Consider the following 26,829-nt stretch of genomic DNA (forward strand, 5'->3'; position numbering starts at 1 on the left):
ATGCAATTTCGCGAGCTGATGGCTGTTATTTCCACCCATGCGATCCGCCTTCAACAGGACGATGAAGACCTGGTCATTCTGGGCGACGACGAGGCGCTGGACGACGCGCTTTGGGACAGCCTCGCCAAACACAAGGCGCAGTTGCTGGAGCTGGTGGCGAGCCATGGCGGCGACTGGTCGAGCCCGGCGCTGCGCATCACCCCGGACATGCTGCCGCTGGTGCAACTGGATCAACCGGCCATCGACCGCATCGTCGCCACCGTGCCGGATGGCGTGGCGAATGTGCAGGACATCTATCCGCTGGCGCCGTTGCAGGAGGGCATGCTGTATCTGCACCTCGCCGCCGGTGAAGGTGATCTGTATGTGCAACAGGCGCAGTTCACGTTCGACAGTCACGAGCGCCTCGACGCGTTTGCCCAGGCCTTGCAATGGGTGATCGACCGTCACGACATTCTGCGCACCTCGTTTGTCTGGGAGCGCCTGGACGAACCGGTGCAGGTGGTCTGGCGCCAGGCGCCGCTGGTCTGCGAAGAGGTGCAGCTCGACACGTCCACTGACGTGTTCAGCCAGTTGCAGGCGCGTTACGACGCCCGTCACTTGCGCCTCGATCTGCAGCAGGCGCCGCTGCTGCGCCTGGTCTATGCACGGGATCCGGCGCAGGGGCGGATCGTCGCGCTGCTGCTGTTCCATCACATGATCATCGACCACGTGGCGCTGGATGTGGTGCGCCGGGAAATCCAGGCCTGGCTGCAAGGGCAAAGCGAACACGTCGCGCCGGCGGTACCGTTTCGCAATCACCTGGCGCGGGCGCGCATGGCGCTCGATGAGCAGGCCCACGAGCATTTCTTCCGAGAGATGCTCGGCGATATCGACGAGCCGACACTGCCGTGGGGCCTGCAGGATGTTCAGGGCGGCGGGCAGGATTTCGAAGATGCGCAGCTGACGCTCAGCGACGCATTGAACCTGCGACTGCGCACGCAGGCGCGGCAACTCGGCGTGAGCGTGGCGAGCCTGATGCACCTGGCGCTGGCGCGGGTGTTGGGCCAGTTGTCCGGGCGCACCTCGGTGGTGTTCGGCACCGTGTTGCTGGGGCGCATGGAGGCGGGCGACGGAGGCGAGCAGGCGCTGGGCATGTTCATCAACACCTTGCCGCTGCGGGTCGATGTCGGCGCGCAAAGCGTTCACGACGGCGTGCTCGCCACACACCGACGGCTGAGCGCCTTGCTCGCCCATGAACAGGCCTCACTGGCACTGGCCCAGCGGTGCAGTGCGTTGAATGCGCAGACGCCGTTGTTCAGCGCCATGCTCAACTATCGCCACAGCGCTGTCGGTGATGTTGCCGCGGTGATCGACCTGGCCCCCGGCGTCCAGGTCCTGAGTGGCAAGGAGCCGACCAACTATCCGTTGACCCTGAGCGTCGATGACCTGGGCAGTGGTTTCCGGCTGTCCGCCATCGCCCCGACCGGCATCGGTGCCGAACGGGTCTGCGCCTATGTGCAAACCGCACTCGACGCCTTGCTCGATGCCCTGGAGCAATCGCCCGAGACGCTGATCAACCAGTTACCGGTTTTGCCGGAGCAGGAGCGGCAGCAATTGCTGGTGGGCTTCAACGACAGTCACGTCGATCTCGATCTGCAACAGACCGTTCATGGCCTGTTCGAGGCTCAGGTCGAGCGCACGCCGCAGGCCATTGCATTGCAGTCCGGTGAGCAGTCACTGACGTATGTTGAACTCAATGCCCGGGCCAATCGCCTGGCTCACCGGTTGCGTGAGCTGGGTGTCGGGCCGGATACACCGGTGGCGATCTGTGTCGAACGCGGGCCTGAACTGGTGATCGGCCTGCTGGGCATTCTCAAGGCCGGTGGCGCCTATGTGCCGCTGGACCCGGCTTACCCGGCGGAACGCCTGAACTACATGCTCAAGGACAGCGCCCCGGTGGCGTTGCTGGCGCACGGCGCGACCCGGGCGCTGTTTGAGGCGGGTGGAGTGCCGCTGCTCGATTTCGATCAGGATCACTGGCAGGACTACCCCGATCAAAATCCTCAGGTGCCGGGCCTGAACGCTTCGAACCTGGCCTACGTGATCTACACCTCGGGCTCCACCGGCACGCCGAAAGGGGTGATGGTCGAGCACCGTGGCCTGGGTAATCTGCTGCATTGGAGCTCGCAGGTGTGCCCGCCCGTGGTGGACGGCGCCCTGTTGCAGAAAACCCCTTACAGTTTCGACGCCTCGGTCTGGGAGCTCTTCTGGCCGCTGACGACTGGTCTGCGCCTGGTACTGGCGCGCCCCGACGCGCACTTCGAACCGGCGTATCTGACGCAAGTGGTGCGCGAGCAGCGCATCAGCGTGATCCAGTTCGTCCCGGCGCTGTTGCAACAGTTCCTTGACGTGGAAGATGTCAGCCAGTGCACCAGTCTCACGGATGTGTTCTGTGGCGGTGGCGAGCTGACGCCGGCGTTGGCCCGTCAGGTACGCGAGCGTCTGCCGCAGGTGCGCTTGCATAACGTCTACGGCCCGACCGAAACCACTGTGGACAGCACGGTGTGGACGCTGGAACCGTCGATGCCGGTGCCAGAGGCGCAGTTGCCCATCGGCCGCCCCGTCAGCAACACCCGCTTGTACATTCTCGACGACCAACTGCAACCGCCGCCGCTGGGCGTGGCCGGCGAGCTGTACATCGGTGGCGTGCAGGTGGCGCGTGGATACCTGAATCTTGCGTCGCTCACCGCCGAGCGTTTCCTCGACGATCCGTTCAGCGATCAGCCGAACGCGCGGCTGTACCGCACCGGTGACCTGTGCCGCTATCGGGCCGACGGCAACCTCGAATACCTCGGTCGCAACGACGATCAGGTGAAGATTCGCGGCTTGCGTATCGAACTCGGGGAAATCCAGGCGCGGCTGATGCAACTCGACGCTGTACTCGCCGCCGAAGTGCTGGTGCGCGAAGACGTGACCGGCGATCCACGGCTGGTGGCGTACTACAGCGGTGAACCGCTGGACATCGGCGAACTGCGCAGCCACCTGCTGGAGCAGTTACCGGACTACATGGTGCCGACGGCATTCGTCCATCTCGACGCCATGCCCCTGAGCCCCAACGGCAAACTCGACCGCAAGGCCTTGCCGGCGCCGGATCAAAGCGGCCAGTTGCTGCGCGGCTATGAGGCGCCGGTCGGCGATGTGGAATGCCGAATCGCCGGGATCTGGCAGACCCTGCTTAACGTCGAGCAGGTCGGGCGGCATGACAATTTCTTCGAACTGGGCGGCCATTCCTTGCTGGCGGTGAAACTGGTCGAGCGCATGCGCCAGCAGGAACTGAGCTGCGATGTGCGGGTCCTGTTCGGTCGGCCAACCGTGGCGGGACTGGCGGCAACCCTGGGCGTGTCGTCCGGCGTTCAAGTACCGGTCAATCGCATCACCCCTGACTGCCACTACATCACGCCAGACATGCTGCCTCTGGCCTCACTCGATCAGGCCGGCATCGACCGGATCGTGGAAAGTGTCCCCGGTGGCGTCGCCAACGTGCAGGACATCTACGCCCTGGCGCCGTTGCAGGCGGGGATTCTGTATCACCACATGGCAGCGACTGCGGGCGATCCTTACGTGTTGCAGGCGCAATTCGTGTTTGACGGGATTCAGTCGATCAAGGCGTTCGTCCGCGCCGTCAACGTGGTGATCGCGCGCCACGACATCCTGCGTTCCAGCGTGGTCTGGGAAGGCCTCGAAGAGCCGGTGCAAGTGGTCTGGCGTGCGGCACCGCTGGCGCTTGAACGGGTGGATGACGAAGCACTCGAAGGCGACGTGCTGCAACAGATGCAGGCACGTTTCGACCCGCGTCACTATCGTCTGAACCTGGGTCGCGCACCGATGATGCGCTTCGCCTACACCGAGGATCCGCAGCACAAGCGCTGGGTCGGCATCCTGCTGATGCATCACCTGATGCTCGACCACACCGCGCTGGAAGTGCTGGTGAGCGAGATGAACAGCGTGCTGCACGGTCACGCCGCCGAACTGGCGACCCCGGTGCAGTACCGCAACTACGTCGCACAGGCCCGATTCGGCGCGGATGCCGAGGTGCATGAAGAGTTTTTCCGCGACATGCTCGGCGACATCGACGAGCCGACCCTGGCGTTCGGCGTGCAGGACGTGCACGGCGACGGCAGCGCGGTGCTCGACAGCCAACTTACGCTGAACACCGCGCTGGCCTTGCGTCTGCGCGAGCAGGCGCGGCGGCTCGGCATCAGCGTGGCGAGTCTGGCGCACCAGGCCTGGGCGCAGGTCCTGGCGCAGATCAGCGGCCGGGACGAAGTGGTGTTCGGCACCGTACTGCTGGGCCGGATGCAGGGCGGCGAGGGCGCGGACCGGGCGTTGGGCCTGTTCATCAACACCTTGCCGCTGCGCGTCAGCGTGACCGCCACCGCGGTGCGCGACAGCGTGCTCGCCACCCATGAACGGCTGGCGCAATTGCTCGCCCATGAACAGGCGTCGCTGGCGCTGGCCCAGCGTTGCAGCGGGGTTTCCGGCTCGTTGCCGCTGTTCGGCACGTTGCTCAACTATCGCCACAGCGCACCGCAGGCTGCGGGGCTGACGCTGGATGGCATTGAACTGCTCAGCTCCCGCGAGCGCAGCAACTATCCGCTGGTGGTCAGCGTCGATGACCTTGGCGAAGGCTTGCGTCTGAGTGTGCAGGCGGTGCCGGGCATCGATGGGGCGCGTGTCTGCGAGTACATCAATGTTGCCTTCGACAGTCTGGTGCAGGCGCTGGAGCAGACGCCGCAACGGGGTGTCGATCAGTTGTCGATTTTGCCTCCGCATGAGCGTCGAGAGTTGCTGGCTGAGTTCAATGCCACTGAGCGGGAATACCCGTCAGGTTCGACGGTTCACAGTCTGTTTGAACAGCAAGTGAAACGGCATCCGCAAGCCGTGGCAGCGGTGCATGGCGACACCGCGTTGACTTATGAAGAGCTGAATCAACGGGCCAATTGCCTGGCCCATCATCTCATCGGGCAGGGTGTGCAACCGGGCGACCATGTGGCGATCCTGCTGCCGCGGTCGCTGGATCTGCTGGTCGCGCAACTGGGCATCGGCAAATGTGCGGCGGCTTATGTGCCGCTGGACATCAACGCCCCGGCCGAACGTCAGGCGTTCATGGTTGAGGATTGTCGGGCGAAAGCGCTGCTGACCTTGAGCACCGAGTCAGTCGGCTACAGCGTGCGTCGGATCGACCTCGATGCGCTGAAACTCGACGTGCAACCGACACACAACCCGGACCTGCCGCAGTCCTCGGAATCCGTGGCCTACATCATGTACACCTCCGGCTCCACCGGTACGCCGAAAGGGGTAATGGTGCCGCACCGGGCCATCGGGCGGCTGGTGATCAACAACGGTTATGCCGATTTCAATCCGCAGGATCGTGTGGCGTTCGCTTCCAACCCGGCATTCGACGCCAGCACCATGGACGTCTGGGGGCCGCTGCTCAACGGCGGGCGCGTGGTTGTGATCGATCACGACACCTTGCTTGATCCAGACGTGTTCGGGCAGGTATTGGCCGCTTCGGGCGTCACGATCCTGTTCGTCACCACCGCGCTGTTCAACCAGTACGTGCAGTTGATCCCGGAAGCGCTGAAGGGCCTGCGCATGGTGCTGTGCGGTGGCGAACGTGCCGATCCGGCTGCCTTCCGCCGCTTGCTGGCCGAGGCGCCAGACCTGCGCATCGTCCACTGTTACGGCCCGACCGAGACCACTACCTACGCCACAACCTTCGAAGTGCGCGAAGTGGCAGAAGATGCTGACAGCGTGCCGATTGGAGGCCCGATCTCCAACACCCAGGTCTACGTACTCGACGCCCGTCAGCAACCGGTGCCGATGGGCGTGACCGGCGAGCTGTACATCGGCGGCCAGGGCGTGGCGTTGGGCTATCTGAATCGCCCGGACCTGACCGCCGAGAAATTCCTGCAAGACCCGTTCGGCGATCAACCGGGGGCGTTGCTGTACCGCACCGGCGACCTCGCACGCTGGCTCGCACCGGGGCAACTGGAATGCATCGGCCGCAACGACGATCAGGTGAAAATCCGTGGTTTCCGCATCGAACTGGGAGAAATCGAAAACCGCCTGCTGAACTGCGGAGGGGTCAAGGAAGCCATCGTGCTGGCCCGTCAGGACGGCCAGGAACCGCTGCGTCTGGTGGCGTATTTCACGGCCGATGAAGGCGTCGACAGCGCGATTTTGCGCAGTCAATTGCAGGCGCGTTTGCCGGAATACATGGTGCCGTCGGCTTGGGTGCAACTCGACGCATTGCCGTTGAACAACAACGGCAAGGTCGACCGCAAAGCCTTGCCGCTGCCGGATCCGGGCGCATGGCTCAGTCAGGCATACGAAGCCCCGCAAGGCCCGGTGGAAACTGCGCTGGCGCAGATCTGGGCCGATGTCCTGAAGCTGGAAAAGGTTGGTCGCCACGACAACTTCTTCGAGCTGGGCGGCCATTCATTGCTGGCAGTGAGCCTGATCGAACGCCTGCGCCGGATCGGCCTGAGCACCGACGTGCGCGTGCTGTTCAGCCAGCCAACGCTCGCAGCGCTGGCGGCAGCGGTGGGCAGTAGTCGCGAAATCGAAGTGCCAGCCAACCGCATTCCTGCTGATTGCACGCGCATCACCCCGGACCTGCTGAGTCTGACCGCACTGGACCAGGCCGGCATCGACCGGATCGTCGTCACGGTGCCGGGCGGCGCCGCCAACGTGCAGGACATCTATCCGCTGGCGCCGTTGCAGGAAGGTATCCTTTATCACCACTTGAGCGCGGAGCAGGGCGACCCGTACCTGCTGCAATCGCGGCTGGCCTTCGACACTGTCGAGCGCCTGCGCACCTTCACCGACACCTTGCAGCAGGTCATCGCACGCCACGACATCCTGCGTACCAGCGTTGTCCACGAAGGCCTGGCGACGCCTCATCAAGTGGTGTGGCGCCACGCCGAACTGGTGGTTCAGCACGTCGCGCTGGATTCAGCAAACGGCGACATCCTTGAACAATTGCACGAGCGCTTCGATGCCCGTCACTACCGCCTCGACATCAGCCAGGGGCCGCTGCTGCGCATGGTGTATGCCGAAGATCCGAAGCAGCAGCGTGTGGTGGCGATCCTGCTGTCCCACCACCTGATTCTCGATCACACCGCGCTGGAAGTGATCGTCGATGAAATGCGCGGTGTGATGTTCGGTGAGATCGACCACCTTTCAGCGCCGATTCCCTATCGCAACTATGTGGCCCAGGCGCGCCTGGGGCTCAGCGAGCAGGAACACGAAGCGTTTTTCCGCGAGATGCTCGGCGACATCGACGAGCCGACCCTGCCGCTGGGGCTGCGGGATGTGCAGGGCGACGGTCACGGCATCGAGGAAGCGCTGCAACCGGTAGCGGCCGAGCTCAATGTGCGTCTGCGTGAACAGGCGCGGCAACTGGGCGTGAGTGCCGCCAGCCTGATGCACCTGGCCTGGGCGCAAGTGCTGGGCGTGCTGTCGAACCGCCGCGATGTGGTGTTCGGCACGGTGATGATGGGACGGATGCAGGGCGGCGATGGTGCCGACCGGGCGCTGGGGGTGTTCATCAATACCTTGCCGCTGCGCATCGATGTCGGTGCCGGCGCGCGGGACGGGGTCAAGGCGACTCACGCAAGACTGACCGCGTTGCTGGGGCATGAACATGCCTCGCTGGCGCTGGCCCAGCGTTGCAGCGGTGTCGCGGCATCGTCGCCGCTGTTCAGTGCCTTGTTCAACTACCGTCACAGCGCCCCCGCGCAGCCGTCGCAGAACGGCCAGGGTATCTGGGAGGGCGTGCAGAAACTCGGCGGTGAAGAGCGCACCAACTACCCGCTGACCCTGAGCGTTGACGATCTGGGCGAAGGGTTCGCCTTGTCGGTTCTGGCGGTGAGCCAGATCGGTGCGCAACGGATTTGCAGTTACATGCACACCGCGCTGGAACAACTGGTGCAGGCGCTGGAACAGACGCCGCAAAAACCGTTGAACCGCTTGCCGATCCTTTCGACTGCGGAACTGGAACGTCTGGTCGAGGGCTTCAATCCCCCGGTCACGGCCTATCCCCGTGGTGCAACGATTAACGCACTGGTCGAGGCGCAGGCCCAGCGCAATCCGCATGCCCTCGCCGTGATTCAGGGCGCACAACAGCTGACCTACGGGCAGCTCAATCAGCGCGCCAACCAACTGGCCCATCACTTGATCGGCCTCGGTGTGCAACCGGACGACCGCGTCGCCATTTGCGTGCGTCGTGGCCCGCAGATGCTGGTGGGGTTGCTGGCGATTATCAAGGCCGGTGCCGGTTATGTGCCGGTGGATCCGGCGCACCCGGCGGAGCGCATTGCCTACCTGTTGCAGGACAGCGATCCGGTGGCCGTGCTGGTCCAGGCCTCGACCCGGGACCTGCCGGGCATGATGCCGGTGATCGATCTGGACAGCGACGCCTGGCAGCACCTGCCCGACAGCAACCCGCAACTGCCGTACCTGACCCCGGCAAATCTTGCGTACGTCATCTACACCTCGGGCTCCACCGGCCAGCCGAAAGGGGTGATGGTCGAACACGCGACTTTGGAAAACCTCGTGCACTGGCACGCTGAAGCCTTCGACCTGCACGCCGGCAGCCACACCGCCAGCGTTGCCGGGTTCGGTTTCGATGCGATGGCCTGGGAAGTCTGGCCGGCTCTGTGCGTCGGCGCGACCCTGCACCTGCCGCCGGAATCGGTGAGCAATGAACACCTGGACGAATTGCTCGACTGGTGGCGGGCGCAGCCATTGCAGGTGAGTTTCCTGCCAACGCCAGTGGCCGAATACGCCTTCAGCCGCGAGTTGCAACACCCGACCCTGCGCACCTTGCTGATTGGTGGCGACAAACTGCGTCAGTTCAACCGTGCGCAGCGCTTTGCGGTGATCAACAACTATGGCCCGACCGAAGCCACGGTGGTCGCGACCTCCGGCCCGGTGGAGGTCGGTCAGCCGCTGCACATCGGCCGTCCGATGGCCAACGCCCGCATCTATCTGCTGGATGACCAGCAACGTCCGGTGCCGGTGGGGGTGACGGGCGAGTTGTACGTGGCCGGCGCCGGTGTGGCGCGGGGTTACCTGAATCGTCCGGAAATGACCGCCGAACGCTTCCTCGCCGACCCGTTCAGCGACCAGCCGCAGGCGCGGATGTACCGCACCGGCGACCTCGCGCGCTGGCGGGCGGACGGCAATATCGAATACCTGGGCCGCAACGACGATCAGGTGAAACTGCGCGGCGTGCGGGTCGAGCTGGGGGAAATCGAAGCCGCGCTGGCCAGCCATCCGACGGTGCAGGACGCCGTGGCGCTGGTGCGCGACGGGCAGTTGCTGGTGTGGTTCACCGAGCGTGCGCCGGCCGATATCGAAGCCCTGCGCAATCATCTGCAAGGGCTTCTGCCGCAAGCCTTGATCCCGGCGGCTTACGTACGACTCGACGCCTTGCCGCTGACCGCCAACGGCAAACTCGACCGCAAGGCCTTGCCGGAACCGGATCAGAACGCCTGGCTCAGCCGTGAATACGAAGCCCCGCAAGGCCCGGTGGAAACTGCACTGGCGCAGATTTGGGCGGATGTCCTGAAACTGGAAAAGGTCGGTCGTCACGACAACTTCTTCGAACTGGGTGGCCATTCGTTGCTGGCCGTCAGCCTGATCGAACGTCTGCGCCAGATCGGCCTGAACACCGACGTGCGCGTGCTGTTCAGCCAGCCAACGCTGGCTGCACTGGCCGCTGCGGTGGGCAGCGGTCGTGAGATCGAAGTACCGGCCAACCGCATTCCTGCTGATTGCACCCATATCACCCCGGACCTGTTGAGCCTGGCCGAACTGGATCAGCCGAGCATCGACCGCATCGTTGCCACGGTGCCCGGCGGCGCCGTGAACGTGCAGGACATTTATCCGCTGGCGCCGTTGCAGGAAGGCATCCTTTATCACCACTTGAGCGCCGAACAGGGCGACCCGTACCTGCTGCAATCGCGGCTGGCCTTCGACAACGTCGAACGTGTGGACGCGTTTGCGGCGGCGCTGCGTCAGGTCATTGCCCGCCACGACATCCTGCGCACGGCGGTGATCTGGCAGGAACTGGCCGCGCCGATGCAGGTGGTGTGGCGTCACGCCGGACTGGCGGTGCAGGAAATCGTGCTCGACCCTGCACAGGGCGACATCCTCGAGCAATTGCACGGGCGTTTCGATGCCCGTCATTACCGCCTCGACATCAGCCAGGCACCGTTGCTGCGTCTGGTGTATGCCCGTGATCCGGCTCACGACCGGGTGGTCGCGATGTTGCTGTTCCACCATGTGGTGATGGATCACACCGCGCTGGACGTGGTGCAGCACGAAATGCTCGCCTGCCTGCAAGGGCGCGAAGCCTCGTTGGGCGCGGCGGTGCCTTATCGTAATTACGTGGCGCAGGCGCGGCTGGGTGTCAGCGAGCAGGACCACGAAGCATTCTTCCGCGACATGCTCGGCGACATCGACGAGCCGACCTTGCCGTTCGGCTTGCAGGATGTGCAAGGCGACGGTCGCGACATCGAGGAAACGCGACAGGCCCTGACGGCTGCCACCGGTCAGCGTCTGCGCAGCCTGGCCCGGCAACTGGGCATCAGCGTGGCCAGCCTGTTCCACCTTGCCTGGGCGCAGGTGCTGGCGGCGACATCCGGGCAGGATCGTGTGGTATTCGGCACGGTGCTGATGGGCCGGATGCAGGGCGGCGAGGGTGCCGACCGGGCGTTGGGGATGTTCATCAACACCTTGCCGCTGCGGGTCGATCTCGGTGAAACCCCGGTGCGCGAAGGGGCTCGGGCGACGCATGCGCGCCTGAGCGCATTGCTCGGCCATGAGCATGCGTCACTGGCGTTGGCCCAGCGTTGCAGCGGGGTGGCCGCGCCGTCGCCGCTGTTCAGTTCGATGCTCAACTACCGGCACAGCGCCGACGAAGCGCAGCAGCAAAACCTGCGTCAGGCCTGGCAAGGCATCGAGACCCTGAGCAGCGAAGAACGCACCAACTACCCGCTGAGCCTGGGCGTCGATGATCTGGGCAACGGTTTTGTGCTCACCGCCATGACCCCGGAGAACATCGGTTCACAGCGCATCTGCGATTACATGCAGACCGCGCTGGAGAAACTGGCGGATGCCCTGGAACAGGCACCGGATCAGCCGCTGAATCGCTTGCCGATCCTCGACGGTGCAGAGCGTCAGCAGGTGCTGTACGACCTTAACGACACCGGCACCGCAGACAATCTGGAGCAAACCGTTCACGGGTTGTTCGAAGCGCAAGTCCAACGTACACCGCAAGCCATCGCGTTGCAGGCCGGTGAACAGCGGCTGACCTACGCCGAACTCAACGCTCAGGCCAACCGTCTGGCCCATCACCTGCGCGAACTGGGCGTGGGGCCGGATTCGCGGGTGGCGATCTGCGTCGAGCGCGGGCTGGAACTGATGGTCGGTCTGCTCGGCATCCTCAAGGCGGGCGGTGCCTATGTGCCGCTTGACCCGGCGTATCCGGCGGAGCGTCTGGATTACATGCTCAAGGACAGCGCGCCGGTAGCGGTGCTGGTGCACGGGGCGACTCGCGCATTGCTCGACGAAAGCACCGCGCTGGTGATCGATCTGGATCAGGACCACTGGACATTCAACCCGCAGGACAATCCGCAAGTGCCGGGCCTCAACGCTTCGAACCTGGCCTACGTGATCTACACCTCCGGTTCGACCGGGGCGCCGAAAGGCGTGATGGTCGAGCATCGCGGCGTCGGCAATCTGCTGCACTGGAGTTCGCAGCTGTGTCCCGCCGTGACGGATGGTGCGCTGTTGCAGAAAACCCCGTTCAGTTTCGATGCCTCGGTCTGGGAGCTGTTCTGGCCGTTGAGCGCCGGGCTGCGGCTGGTGCTGGCGCGTCCTGACGGACACCGCGAGCCGGCGTATCTGGCGCAGGTGATTCGTGAGCAGCGGATCAGCGTGATCCAGTTCGTGCCGGTGCTGTTGCAACAGTTTCTCGAGCAGGACGACGTCAGCCAGTGCAGCAGCCTCACCGATGTGTTCTGTGGTGGCGGCGACCTGACACCGGCACTGGCGAGCCTTGTGCGCGAGCGCCTGCCGCAGGTGCGCTTGCACAATGTTTACGGCCCGACCGAAGCGACGGTCGACAGCACGGTGTGGACGCTGGAACCGTCGATGCCGGTACCGGACGGCGCCTTGCCGATCGGACGGCCGATCAACAACACCCGTCTGTATGTACTGGATGCCGCCGAGCGGCCGGTGCCGATGGGCGTCATTGGTCAGTTGTTCATCGGCGGTGCCGGGGTTGCGCGGGGCTATCTGGGCCTGCCGCAGTTGATGGCCGAACGGTTTATCCCGAGCCCGTTCGTGGCCGGCGATCGGCTGTACGCCACGGGCGATCTGGTGCGCTACCGCGCCGATGGTCAGCTCGAGTTCATCGGGCGCAACGACTTCCAGGTCAAGCTGCGCGGCCTGCGCCTTGAACCGGGTGAAATCGAAGCGCAACTGCTCAGCCATCCGGCCCTGCGTGAAGCCGTGGTGCTGGTGCGTGAAGAACGTCTGGTGGCGTACTTCACCTGGCACGCCGAGGCCGGGCAACCGGGGATCGAGGCGTTGCGCGAACACTTGCTTGCACGCCTGCCGGACTACATGGTGCCGTCGGCCTTCGTGGCGCTCGACAGCCTGCCACTGAGCCCCAACGGCAAGGTGGAGCGCAAGGCGCTGCCGGCTCCCGGCGCCGAGTCGGTGCTGGTGCGCGAGTATGAGGCTCCGCTCGGCGAGACCGAAATCGCCCTGGCCCGATTGTGGGGCGAGGTGCTGAACGTCGAACGGGTGGGGCGCCACGATCACTTCTTCGAACTGGGCGGGCACTCGCTGCTGGCGGTGAGCCTGATCGAGCGTATGCGCCAGATCGGCCTGAGCACCGATGTGCGGGTGCTGTTCAGTCAACCGACCCTGGCCGCGCTGGCTGCGGCCGTGGGCAGCGGTCGTGAAATCGAAGTGCCGGCCAATCGCATCGTAGCCGGTTGCACCCGCATCACTCCGGAGATGCTGACGCTGGTTTCGCTGGATCAGGCCGCCATCGACCGCGTGGTGTCCAGCGTGCCGGGCGGCGCCGCCAACGTGCAGGACATCTATCCGCTGGCACCGTTGCAGGAAGGCATTCTTTACCACCACTTGAGCGCGGGAGAGGGCGACCCGTACCTGCTGCAATCGCGTATCGCGTTCGACAGTCTTGAACGTGTGCAGCGTTTCACTGCGGCACTGCAGCACGTCATCGACCGCCATGACGTGCTGCGCACGGGCGTGGTGTGGGAAGGTTTGAGCGTGCCGGTGCAGGTCGTGTGGCGTCGGGCTGAACTGGTGGTGCAGGAGGTCGTGCTGGATCCTGCGGCCGGCGACATTCTTGAGCAACTGCACGCCCGATTCGATGCGCGGCATTACCGCCTCGACATCGCCCAGGCGCCGTTGCTGCGTCTGGTGTATGCCCGGGATCCGGCCCGTGGCCGGGTGGTGGCGATGCTGCTGTTCCATCACATCGTGCTTGACCACACCGCGCTGGAAGTGGTGCGCCACGAAATGCAGGCGTACCTGCGCGGGGTCGATGAGCCGTTGCCGGCAGCGGTGCCGTATCGCAATTACGTGGCGCAGGCGCGGTTGGGCGTTACGGAGTCGGAGCATGAAGCGTTTTTCCGCGACATGCTCGGTGACATAGACGAGCCGACCCTGCCGTTCAGTCTGCGCGATGTGCGCGGCGACGGACGCGGCATCGAGGAAGTGCAGCAGGTACTCGACAGCGGCCTGAATCTGCGCCTGCGCAGTCAGGCACGGCAGATGGGCATCAGCGTGGCCAGCCTGTTCCACCTTGCCTGGGCCCAGGTACTGGCGGCGACCTCCGGGCAGGACAACGTGGTGTTCGGCACCGTGCTGATGGGCCGGATGCAAGGCGGCCAGGGCGCCGACCGTGCACTGGGCATGTTCATCAACACCTTGCCGTTGCGGGTCGATCTGGGTGACAGCCCGGTGCGCGAGGCGGTCAAGGCGACGCATCAGCGTCTCACCGCACTGTTGGGGCATGAGCATGCTTCACTGGCACTGGCCCAGCGTTGCAGCGGGATCGCGGCGCCGTCGCCGTTGTTCAGCGCGATGCTCAACTATCGGCACAGCCACGGTGCAGAGCATGCGGACAGCGTGGTTCAGGCCTGGCAGGGCATCGAGACCCTGAGCAGCGAAGAGCGCACCAACTACCCGCTGAGCCTGAACGTCGATGACCTGGGCAGCGGCTTCTCGCTGATTGCCATGGTGCCGGCGGACATCGGCGCGCAGCGGATTTGCGGTTACATGCAGACGGCGTTGCTGGCGTTGGTGGAGGCGCTGGAACAGGCACCGACGCGGGCGATGAATCGTTTGCCGGTTCTTGAGGGGGCAGAGCGGCAGCGGCTGTTGTTCGACTTCAACGCGACCGATGTCGGTTATGACCTTCAGCAAAGCATCCACGGCTTGTTCGAGGCGCAGGTCTTGCGGTCGCCGCAGGCTGTGGCGGTACTTTCCGGTGAGCAGCGACTGAGTTATGCCGAGCTGAATGCTCGGGCCAATCGCTTGGCCCATCACTTGCGCGGACTGGGCGTTGGCCCGGATGCGCGGGTGGCGATCTGCGTCGAGCGCGGGCTGGAGATGGTGGTCGGGCTGCTGGCCATTCTGAAGGCCGGCGGTGGATATGTGCCGCTGGATCCGGCGTATCCGCTGGAGCGTCTGGCTTACATGCTGGAAGACAGCGCGCCGTCGGCGGTGCTGGTGCAGGGGTCGACCCGCGCGTTGCTGGGTGAGGTCGCGGTACCAGTGGTCGATCTGGATCACGACACTTGGCAATCATTGTCGGCTGATAACCCTTCGGTCGATGGGTTGACTCCGCAGCACACGGCCTACGTGATCTATACCTCCGGCTCGACCGGGCAGCCGAAAGGCGTGATCAACGAGCACAGCGGGGTGGTCAACCGCTTGCTGTGGATGCAGGACGCTTATCGCCTGACGGCTGAAGATTCAGTGCTGCAGAAAACCCCGTTCAGCTTCGACGTGTCGGTGTGGGAATTTTTCTGGCCGTTGATGACCGGTGCGCGACTGGTCATGGCCCGTCCCGGCGGTCACAAGGATCCGCTGTACCTGAGTGAAGTGATCGAAGCCGAACGCATCACCACGCTGCACTTCGTGCCGTCGATGCTCGACGTGTTCCTCGCCCATGGCGCCACCGCACGTTGCCACGGTTTGCGCCAGGTGATGTGCAGCGGTGAAGCGTTGCCGGGCAGTCTGGTGCGGCGCTTCAAGCAGCAATTGCCGAACAGTGGCTTGCACAATCTCTATGGCCCGACCGAAGCGGCAGTGGACGTTACCGCCTGGGATTGCTCTGGTCCGTTGGAGCAAACGCCAGACAACACCCCCATCGGCAAACCGATCGCCAACACCCGCATGTACATCCTCGATGCCCAGCAACAACCGGTGCCGCAAGGCGTGGTCGGCGAGCTGTACATCGGCGGCGTGCAGGTTGCTCGCGGTTACCTGAATCGTCCAGAACTCAGCGCCGAGCGGTTCCTCAACGACCCGTTCCAGCCCAACGGCCGCCTGTACCGCACCGGCGACGTCGCCCGCTACCTGGCCGACGGCAACATCGAATACCTGGGTCGCAACGACGATCAGGTGAAGATCCGTGGCCTGCGCATCGAACTGGGTGAAATCCAGTCGCGCCTGACCGACATCGGCGGCGTGCAGGAGGCCGCGGTGCTGGCCCGCGAGGACGTGCCGGGGGACAAACGTCTGGTCGCCTATTACACCGGCGCCCGGCTGGAAATCGACTTGCTGCGCGGTCATCTGCTGGAACACCTGCCGGATTACATGGTGCCGGCGGTGTTCGTGCATCTCGATGCGCTGCCGCTGAGTCCCAACGGCAAGCTCGACCGCAAGGCTCTACCGGTGCCGGATCAGGCGTCGGTCATCACTCGCGAGTACGAAGCGCCAGTCGGCGAGGTGGAAATCCTGCTGGCCGGGCTCTGGGCCGAGCTGCTCAACGTGGAGCGGGTAGGGCGCCACGACAACTTTTTTGAACTGGGCGGGCACTCATTGCTGGCGGTCAGTCTGATCGGCCGGTTACGTCAGGAAGGCATGGAAGCCGAGGTCAGGGCGTTGTTCGAACAACCGACCCTGGCCGGTTACGCCGCAATTACGGAAAGAATGGAGATCGTCCTGTGAACGTGATCGAACTGTTGGCAACACTTAAAGCGAAAGACATCCAGTTGGCGGTCACCGACGACCAGTTGCGCGTACAGGGCAACAAACAGGCGCTGAGCGATCCTGCGGTGCTGGCGCTGTTGCGCGAGCACAAACCGGCGCTGATCGAGCTGATCAAGGCCGGGCAATATTCGGCGACCAAGAGCGGTCAGGTCGAGGTGCCGGCCAATGGCATTGCACCCGGCACCACGCGCATCACTCCGGCGATGCTGACCCTGGCCGACCTCGATCAGGCGACCATCGACCGTCTGGTGGACGACGTGCCGGGCGGCGCGGCCAACGTGCAGGACATCTATCCGCTGGCGCCGTTGCAGGAAGGCATTCTTTACCACCACGTCAGCGCCACCCAGGGTGATCCCTATGTGATGCAGGCGCATTTCGCTTTCGCTGATCGTGATCGGTTGAACGCGTTCATTCAGGCATTGCAGGCCGTCATCGATCGCCACGACATCCTCCGTACAGCGGTGGTCTGGGAGGGGCTGGATACACCGCAGCAAGTGGTCTGGCGTGAGGCCGGATTGCCGGTGGAAGAGATCGATGCCGAAGGCGATGCGCTGGACTATTTGCACGAACGTTTCGATGCCCGGGAATTCCGCATGGATGTAAGCCGGGCGCCGATGATGCGTCTGGCCCATGCCTGGGACGAAGCCGGGAAACGGGTGGTCGCGACATTGCTGTTCCATCACATGGCGCTGGATCACTCGGCGCTCGATGTGGTGCGCCATGAGATGCGTGCGTTTCTCACGGGGCAGGGCAATCTGCTGGGGCGGCCGGTTGCGTTTCGGGATTACGTGGCGCAGGCACGGCTGGGTGTCAGCGAGAGCGAGCACGAATCGTTCTTCCGCGACATGCTCGGTGACATCGACGAGCCGACCTTGCCGTTCGGCCTGCAGGATGTGCAGGGCGACGGGCACGGCATCACCGAACTGAGCGTGCCGGTCGAGCCGGCCTTGGGCCAACGCCTGCGGGGGCAGGCACGGCAGCTCGGGGTGAGTGCGGCCAGTCTGTTCCATCTGGCCTGGGCGCAGGTGCTGGCCACGCTTGCCGGCAAGCAACGCGTGGTGTTCGGCACGGTACTGATGGGCCGTCTGCAAGGCGCCGAAGCCACCGACCGGGCGCTGGGCATTTTCATCAACACCTTGCCGGTGCGAGTAGACGTCGATGCTCAGAGCGTGCGCAGCGCCGTGCAGGCGACCCACGCACGCCTGACCACCCTGATGCGCCATGAACACGCGCCGCTGGCGCTGGCCCAGCGCTGCAGCAGCGTGGCCGCGCCGACGCCGCTGTTCAGCGCCTTGCTCAATTACCGCCACAGCCATGGCGCCGCGTCGGCCAGCGCACAAACCCTGTCGGCATGGGAAGGCATCACTACCCTGCACTCGGAAGAGCGCACCAACTATCCGCTGACCCTGAGTATCGACGACCTGGGCGACGCCTTCAGCCTGACCCTGCTCGCCACCACTGAAGTCGATCCGCAACGGGTGTGCGATTACATGCTCGGCGCCCTGAACGGTCTGGTGTCCGCGCTGGAGCAGGCGCCGGATTCACCGGTCAGCCAGGTGCCGATCCTCCCGGAGGTGGAGCGCGAGCAGATCCTGCGCGGCTTCAACGCCACCCTGGCCGACTATCCGCAAGGGTTGACGATTCATCAGCGTTTCGAAGCGCAAGTCGTCGAACGGCCGGAAGCGGTGGCGGCGGTGTTCCTCGGTGAGCAAGTGACCTATGCCGAGCTGAACCTGCACGCCAACGCCCTGGCCCATCATCTGATCAGCCTGGGTGTCCGCCCTGATGACCGCGTGGCCATCGTCGCCCGCCGCGGGCTCGATACGCTGGCGGGGCTGCTGGCGATTCTCAAGGCGGGGGCCGGCTACGTACCGGTCGACCCGGCGCATCCGCCCGAGCGCCTGAGCTACCTGCTCAGCGACAGTGCACCGGCGGTGGTGCTGACCCAGAGCGATCTGCGTGACCGGTTGCCAACGCTCGATGTCCCGGTGATCGACCTTGACCGCCGCACCTGGCCACTGAGCCTGGCCCACGATCCGCAGGTGCCGGGCCTGACCGCCGGACATCTGGCCTATGTGATCTACACCTCGGGCTCGACCGGTCTGCCCAAGGGCGTGATGGTCGAACACCGCACCCTGTCCAACCTCGTCGACTGGCATTGCGGCGCGTTCGATCTGTGCGCCGGTCGCCACACGTCAAGCCTTGCCGGGTTCGGTTTCGATGCCATGGCCTGGGAAGTCTGGCCGGCCCTGTGTGCCGGCGCGACCCTGCACCTGGCCCCGACCCGCGACGGCAACGAAGACATCGACGCCTTGCTCGACTGGTGGCGCGCGCAACCGCTGGACGTGAGCTTCCTGCCGACCCCGGTGGCCGAATACGCCTTCAGTCAAAACCTCGAACACCCGACCTTGCGCACACTGCTGATCGGCGGAGATCGCCTGCGGCAGTTCAGCCGTCACCGGCATTTCGATGTGATCAACAATTACGGCCCGACCGAAACCACGGTGGTGGCGACCTCGGGCAAGGTCGAAGCCGGGCAGGCTTTGCACATCGGTCGTCCGGTGAGCAATGCCACGGTCTATCTGCTGGATGAGCAGCAACGTCCGGTGCCCATCGGCGTGGCGGGGGAGTTGTATGTCGGGGGCGCCGGGGTTGCCCGGGGTTATCTGAATCGTCCGGACCTGACGGCCGAGCGCTTTCTCGACGATCCGTTCAACGGCGGGCGCATGTACCGCACCGGTGACCTGGCGCGCTGGCAGGACGACGGCACCCTCGAATACCTGGGACGCAACGACGACCAGGTGAAGATTCGCGGCGTGCGCATCGAGCTGGGCGAGATTGAAACCCGTCTCAACCAGCTCCCCGGCATTCAGGAAGCGGTATTGCTGGCCCGTGAAGACGAACCTGGCCAGCCGCGTCTCGTCGCCTATTACACGGAACAGGCACAGGTCGAACCGCAACCGGTGGCCGAGCTGCGTGCTTGCCTGCTGGCGCAGTTGCCCGAGTACATGGTGCCGACAGCGTTCGTCCGGCTGGATGCGTTGCCGTTGACCGCCAACGGCAAGGTCGACCGCAAGGCCCTGCCGGCGCCGGATCGCGCGGCATTGTTCACCCGCCATTACGAAGCACCGCACGGTGAGCTGGAAATCGCGCTGGCACGGATCTGGGGCGACGTGCTGCAAGTCGGGCAGGTCGGGCGCTGGGATCACTTTTTCGAGCTGGGTGGCCACTCGTTGCTGGCGATGCGCATGGTGTCCCAGGTCCGCCAACGCTTGGGCGTCGAACTGGCCCTGAGCGATTTGTTTGCCAATGCCGAACTGGCAGCGGTTGCCGAGGTGCTGGCCCAGGCCGGGCGCAGCTCGCAGCCGGCCATGTTGCCGGTGCCACGGGACGGCGCGCTGCCGCTGTCGTTCGCCCAGCAGCGGCTGTGGTTCCTGGCGCGCATGGAAGGGGTCAACACCGCCTACAACATCCCGCTGGGCCTGCGTTTGCGCGGTCATCTCGACGAGGCGGCGCTGCAACGGTCACTGGCGCGGATCATCGACCGCCACGAAACCCTGCGCAGCCGTTTTGTCCCGCACGACGATGATGTGCAGGTGATGATTGCGCCGGTCGACAGCGGCCTGCTGCTGCGGGTCGAGGATCTGCGCCAGCATCCACACGCCGACGACGCCCTGCAGGCGTTGATCCGGGAACAGGCCTCGACACCGTTCGACTTGCAGAACGATCCGTTGATCCGCGGATGTCTGGTCCGGTTGGCCGACGATCACCATGTGTTGCTGTTGACCCTGCACCACATCATTTCCGATGGCTGGTCGATGGGCGTGCTGACCCGCGAGCTGATGGCGCTGTATCAAGCGTTCAGCCTGGGTGAGGCCGATCCGTTGCCGCCACTGGCGCTGCAATATGCCGACTACGCGATCTGGCAACGCCGCTGGTTGAGCGGCGAAGTGCTGCAGCAGCAGAGCGATTACTGGCAGCAAACCCTCGCCGGGGCCCCGACCTTGTTGGTGCTGCCGACCGACCGTCCGCGTCCGGCGCAGCAGGATTACACCGGCAGCAGCGTCGAGTTCCGGCTCGACGAACCGCTGAGCGCCGGGCTCAAGGCACTGAGCCAGCGCCATGGCGTGACGATGTACATGACGATGGTGAGCGCCTGGGCGTTGTTGCTCAGTCGCTTGTCCGGTCAGTCGGACGTTGTGATCGGCTCGCCGGTTGCCAACCGTGGTCGTGCGGAAATCGAAGGGCTGATCGGCTTGTTCATCAATACCCTGGCCCTGCGCATCGACACGTCCGGCGGGCTTAGCGTCGAAGCGCTGCTGGCCCGGGTCAAGACGCTGACATTGCAGGCCCAGGCTCATCAGGACTTGCCGTTCGAGCAGGTGGTGGAGGTCACCCGGCCGGCGCGCAGCCTGTCCCACAGTCCGTTGTTCCAGACCACCCTGAGCTGGGAAAGCAGCTCAGGGCCGGCGCTGGAACTGGGGGCGATGGCGCTGGAAAACGTGGCCGGTACGACCCGCTTCGCCAAGTTCGACCTGTCGCTGACGTTGGGCGAAACCCGCGATGGCATTCGCGGCGTGCTGGAATACGCCACGGCGCTGTTCGATGAATCGACGATCCAGCGTTATGTCGGCTACTTCGAGCAGTTGCTGCATGCGATGGTCGCCAACGATCAGGCGCAGCTGGAACAGCTCGATATGGTGCAGGCTCACGAGCGTGAACAGTTGTTGGTGGCATTCAACGACACGCACGCGGAGTTTGTGTCGGGGCTGACTATTGCGCAGCGATTCGAAGCGCAAGTGATCGAGCGGCCCGAAGCGGTCGCGGCGGTCTGTCAGGGGCAGGCGTTGACCTTTGCCGAGCTGAACCGGCAGGCCAACACCTTGGCTCATCACCTGATCGGGCTGGGCGTTCGCCCTGATGATCGCGTGGCCATCGTCGCCCGGCGTGGGCTGGATACGCTGGTGGGGCTGGTGGCCATTCTCAAGGCCGGCGCCGGTTATGTGCCGGTGGATCCGGCGCACCCGGCGGAGCGTTTGAACTATCTGCTGAGCGACAGCGCCCCGGTGGCGGTGCTGTGCCTGAGTGATTTGCGTGAACGACTGCCGGCGCTGGACGTGCCGGTGATCGACCTCGATTTGCAGGCCTGGCCGGACACCGAGACCGGCAATCCGCAGGTGCCGGACCTGACTGCCGAACACCTGGCCTATGTCATCTACACCTCGGGTTCCACCGGTTTGCCCAAGGGCGTGATGGTCGAACACCACACTTTGAGCAACCTCGTCGACTGGCACTGCAAGGCATTCGATCTGTGCGCCGGTCGCCACACCTCGAGCCTTGCCGGTTTCGGTTTCGACGCCATGGCCTGGGAAGTCTGGCCGGCCCTGTGCGCCGGCGCGACCCTGCACCTGGCGCCGGCCCGCGACGGCAGCGAAGACGTGGACGCGTTGCTCGACTGGTGGCGCGCGCAGCCGCTGGACGTGAGCTTCCTGCCGACCCCGGTGGCCGAATACGCGTTCAGCCAGAACCTCGAACACCCGACCCTGCGCACACTGCTGATCGGTGGCGACCGTCTCCGTCAGTTCAATCGTCAGCAGTCGTTCGATGTGGTCAACAACTACGGCCCGACCGAGGCGACGGTGGTTGCCACCTCGGGCATCGTCGAGGCGGGGCAGGCGCTGCACATCGGCAAACCGATCGCCAACGCGACGGTGTACCTGCTCGATGAACAGCAGCGCCCGGTGCCGGTTGGCGTGGCCGGAGAGCTGTATGTGGGCGGTGCCGGTGTAGCCCGGGGTTACCTCAATCGACCTGATCTGACCGAAGAACGCTTCCTGCGCGACCCGTTCAACCACGGCCGGATGTATCGCACCGGCGACCTGGCGCGCTGGCGCGCCGACGGTTCCATCGAGTACCTGGGGCGCAACGACGATCAAGTGAAAATTCGTGGCGTGCGCGTCGAGCTGGGGGAAATCGAAACTCGCCTGAATCAGTTGCCCGGCATCCAGGAAGCGGTGCTGGTGGCCCGCGAAGACGAACCCGGGCAGGTTCGGCTGGTGGCGTATTTCACTGAACAGGCGCAGGGCGAAGCGCTGGCGGTGTCCGACCTGAGGGCGCATCTGCTCGGTCAACTGCCGGAATACATGGTGCCGGCAGCCTTCGTCCGGCTCGACGCGCTGCCGCTGACCGCCAACGGCAAGGTTGATCGCAAGGCCTTGCCGGTGCCGGATCGCAGCGCCTTGTTCACCCGCGACTATCAGGCGCCGCAAGGTGAACTGGAAATCACCTTGGCGCAGATCTGGGCCGAGGTGCTGCAGGTCGAGCAGGTCGGGCGTCAGGACCATTTCTTTGAACTGGGCGGCCACTCGTTGCTGGCGATGCGCATGCTGTCTCAGGTGCGCCAGCGGCTGGGGGTGGAGCTGACCCTCGCCGAACTGTTTGCCAACGCCGAACTCGCCGCTGTCGCCGAGGTGCTGGCCCAGGCCGGACGCTGCACGCAACCGGCGATCATGCCGGCGCCGCGTGACGGCACGCTGCCGTTGTCGTTTGCCCAGCAACGGTTGTGGTTCATGGCGCAACTGGAAGGCGCAAACACCGCCTACAACATTCCCCTCGGCCTGCGCCTGCGCGGTCGCCTCGACGAAACGGCCCTGCAACGGGCATTGGCGCGGATCCTCGAGCGTCACGAAACCCTGCGCAGCCGCTTTGCCCAGTTCAACGATGAAGCCCAGGTGCTGATCGCGCCCCTCGACAGTGGAGTGCTGCTGAGGGTCGAGGACTTGCGCCGGCACCCGCAGGCCGACGACGCCTTGCTCGCGCTGATTCAGGGCGAAGCCTCGGGGCCGTTCGATTTGCAGGACGATCCGCTGATTCGCGGGCGTCTGGTGCGACTGGCCGATGATCATCATGTGTTGCTGCTGACCCTGCACCACATCGTCTCCGATGGCTGGTCGATGGGCGTGTTGACCCGCGAACTGATGGCGCTGTACCAGGCGTTCAGCCACGGCGAGGCCGATCCGCTGCCGCCGCTGGCGTTGCAGTACAGCGACTACGCCGTGTGGCAGCGCCGCTGGTTGAGTGGCGAAGTCTTGCAGCGTCAGAGCGATTACTGGCAGCAGACCCTGGCCGGTGCGCCGGCCTTGCTGATGCTGCCGACCGACCGTCCACGCCCGGCCTTGCAGGATTACGCCGGCAGCAGTGTCGACATCCGGCTGGACGAAGGCTTGAGCGCAGGTCTCAAGGCACTGTGCCAACGCCACGGCGTGACGCCGTACATGGCGGTGATGAGCGCCTGGGCGATGTTGCTCGGTCGCTTGTCCGGGCAGTCGGATGTGGTGATCGGCTCGCCGGTCGCCAACCGTAACCGGGCGGAAATCGAAGGGCTGATCGGACTGTTCGTCAACACGCTTGCCGTGCGCATCGACACGTCGGGCGCGCTCACCGTCGAGGCGTTGCTCGCCCGGGTCAAGGCTCGCACCCTTGAGGCGCAGGCCCATCAGGATCTGCCGTTCGAACAAGTGGTGGAAATCACCCGGCCGGTGCGCAGCCTGTCCCACAGCCCGTTGTTCCAGACGCTGTTGAGCTGGGACAGCGGCAGTGGCGCGACCCTGGCTCTCGGTGATCTGACACTGGAGGGCGTGGCCGAGCCGAGCCACTTTGCCAAGTTCGACCTGTCGCTGACATTGGGCGAGGCCCAGGGTGTGATCCGGGGGTCGCTGGAATACGCCACGGCGTTGTTCGATGAGTCGACGGTTCAGCGTTACGCCGGTTACTTGCAGCAATTGCTGCAGGCCATGGTCAGCAATGATCAGGCGTTGCTGGAGCAGGTCGATGTGCTGGCGGAGGACGAGCGTCGGCATTTGCTGCACGGCTTCAATGCCACGGACGTTGATTACAACCTTCAGCAAAGCATTCACGGTCTGTTCGAGGCGCAGGTCTTACGGTCGCCGCAGGCTGTGGCGGTGCTTTCCGGCGAGCAGCAACTGAGCTACATCGAGCTGAATGCTCGGGCCAACCGTTTGGCCCATCACTTGCGCGGGCTGGGCGTTGGCCCGGATGCGCGGGTGGCGATCTGCGTCGAGCGCGGGCTGGAAATGGTGGTCGGGTTGCTGGCCATTTTGAAGGCTGGCGGCGGTTATGTGCCGCTGGATCCGGCGTATCCGCTGGAGCGTCTGGCCTACATGCTGGAGGACAGCGCGCCGTCGGCGGTGCTGGTGCAGGGTTCGACCCGCGCGTTGCTGGGTGAGGTCGCGGTACCAGTGGTCGATCTGGATCACGACACTTGGCAATCATTGTCGGCTGATAACCCTTCGGTCGATGGGTTGACTCCGCAGCACACGGCCTACGTGATCTATACCTCCGGCTCGACCGGGCAGCCGAAAGGCGTGATCAACGAGCACAGCGGGGTGGTCAACCGCTTGCTGTGGATGCAGGACGCTTATCGCCTGACGGCTGAAGATTCAGTGCTGCAGAAAACCCCGTTCAGCTTCGACGTGTCGGTGTGGGAATTCTTCTGGCCGTTGATGACCGGTGCGCGACTGGTCATGGCCCGTCCCGGCGGTCACAAGGATCCGCTGTATCTGAGCGATGTGATCGAACGCGAACGCATCAGCACGCTGCACTTCGTGCCGTCGATGCTCGACGTTTTCCTCGCTCATGGCGACACCGCACGTTGCCACGGTTTGCGTCAGGTGATGTGCAGCGGCGAGGCGTTGCCGGGCAGTCTGGTGCGGCGCTTCAAGCAGCAATTGCCGAACAGTGGCTTGCACAATCTCTATGGCCCGACCGAAGCGGCAGTGGACGTTACCGCGTGGGATTGCGCCGGACCTGTCGACACCACGCCAGACAACACGCCGATCGGCAAACCAATCGCCAACACCCGGATGTACATCCTCGATGCCCAGCAACAACCGGTGCCGCAAGGCGTGGTCGGCGAGCTGTACATCGGCGGCGTGCAGGTTGCTCGCGGTTACCTGAACCGTCCAGAACTCAGCGCCGAGCGGTTCCTCAACGACCCGTTCCAGCCCAACGGCCGCCTGTACCGCACCGGCGACGTCGCCCGTTATCTGGCCGACGGCAACATCGAATACCTGGGCCGCAACGACGATCAGGTGAAGATCCGTGGCCTGCGCATCGAACTGGGCGAAATCCAGTCCCGCCTGACCGACATCCGCGGCGTGCAGGAAGCCGCGGTGCTGGCCCGTGAAGACGTGCCGGGGGACAAGCGTTTGGTGGCGTACTACACGGGTTTGCGTCTGGAAATCGAGGTGCTGCGCGGTCATCTGCTGGAACACCTGCCGGATTACATGGTGCCGGCGGTGTTCGTGCATCTCGATGCATTGCCACTGAGTCCCAACGGCAAGCTCGACCGCAAGGCTCTACCGGTGCCGGATCAGGCGTCGGTCATCACTCGCGAATACGAAGCCCCGGTCGGCGAGGTGGAAATCCTGCTGGCGGGGCTCTGGGCCGAGTTGCTCAACGCGGAGCGGGTAGGGCGCCACGACAACTTCTTCGAACTGGGCGGACACTCGCTGATGGCGGTCAATCTGGTGGCGCGGATGCGTCATGTCGGGCTGACGGCCGATGTGCGTGTGCTGTTCAGCCAGCCGACGCTCGCCGCGCTGGCGGCTGCTGTCGGTGATGAGGTGGAGATCGCTATCCCGGCCAACGGGATTGCACCGGACTGCAAACACATCACCCCTGACATGCTGCCACTGGTTGCACTGGATCAGCCCGCCATCGACCGCATCGTCGCCAGCATTCCCGGTGGCGCCGCGAACGTGCAGGACATTTATCCGTTGGCACCGTTGCAGGCCGGCATCCTGTTCCATCACTTGTCGGCACCTCAGGGCGATCCGTATGTGTTGCAGGCGCAATTCGCGTTTGCCGATGAGTCCCGTATGCGGGTGTTCGCCGAAGCCTTGCAGGCCGTGATCGAGCGCCATGACATCCTGCGCACGTCGCTGTTCTGGGACGGGCTGGAGGAACCGGTGCAGGTGGTCTGGCGTCAGGCGTCGCTGGTGTGTGAAACGGTGGAGCTGGACGAGAGTGAAACGGATGCATTGAGCCAGCTGCGCAGCCGGTTCGATACCCGGCACTACCGCATGGCCGTCACTCAGGCGCCGCTGATGCGCGTGGTGCACAGCTGGGACGCGGTCAATCGGCGCGTAGTGGCGCTGCTGCTGTTCCATCACCTGGTCATGGACCACATTGCGCTGGAGGTGCTGCGCCACGAGATGCAGTCGGTCCTGCTCGGCCAGGTGCGGCAACTGGCCGAACCGGTGCCGTATCGCACCTATGTCGCCCGCACTCGCTCGGGGCTGAGCGAGGAGGAGCATGAGACGTTCTTCCGCGACATGCTCGGCGATATCGACGAGCCGACCCTGCCGTATGGCCAGGGCACTGTCGCGGACGGTGGCAACGGGCATGCGCAGCGGCTGCTGAACACCGCGCTGAGCCAGCGGGTCAGGGCCAAGGCCAGGCGTCTGGGCATCAGCGCTGCCAGCCTGATGCACCTGG

General features: G+C 64.7%; 2 protein-coding genes (1 of these 2 running past the window's edge). Both read left to right on the plus strand.

Annotated features, from left to right (window positions below):
• Nucleotides 1-16,269 (plus strand): non-ribosomal peptide synthetase, encoded by a 16,269-nt coding sequence (locus tag DXT77_RS03240; protein WP_119426606.1) that lies wholly within the window; start codon nucleotides 1-3, stop codon nucleotides 16,267-16,269.
• Nucleotides 16,266-26,829 carry the 5' portion of a non-ribosomal peptide synthetase gene (locus DXT77_RS03245; protein WP_119426607.1) on the plus strand. 4,085 nt of this gene lie beyond the right edge of the window, so 10,564 of the gene's 14,649 nt are visible here — the first part of the coding sequence; the start codon lies at nucleotides 16,266-16,268; its stop codon lies beyond the right edge, outside the window. Before DXT77_RS03240 ends, DXT77_RS03245 begins: the two co-directional genes overlap by 4 nt.

It is taken from the genome of Pseudomonas sp. 91RF, assembly GCF_003576265.1.
Taxonomy (GTDB): domain Bacteria; phylum Pseudomonadota; class Gammaproteobacteria; order Pseudomonadales; family Pseudomonadaceae; genus Aquipseudomonas; species Aquipseudomonas kribbensis.

Excerpts from the sequence above, each read along its gene's own strand:
- DXT77_RS03240 (WP_119426606.1), top strand. The coding sequence starts at position 1 with ATGCAATTTCGCGAGCTGATGGCTGTTATTTCCACCCATGCGATCCGC.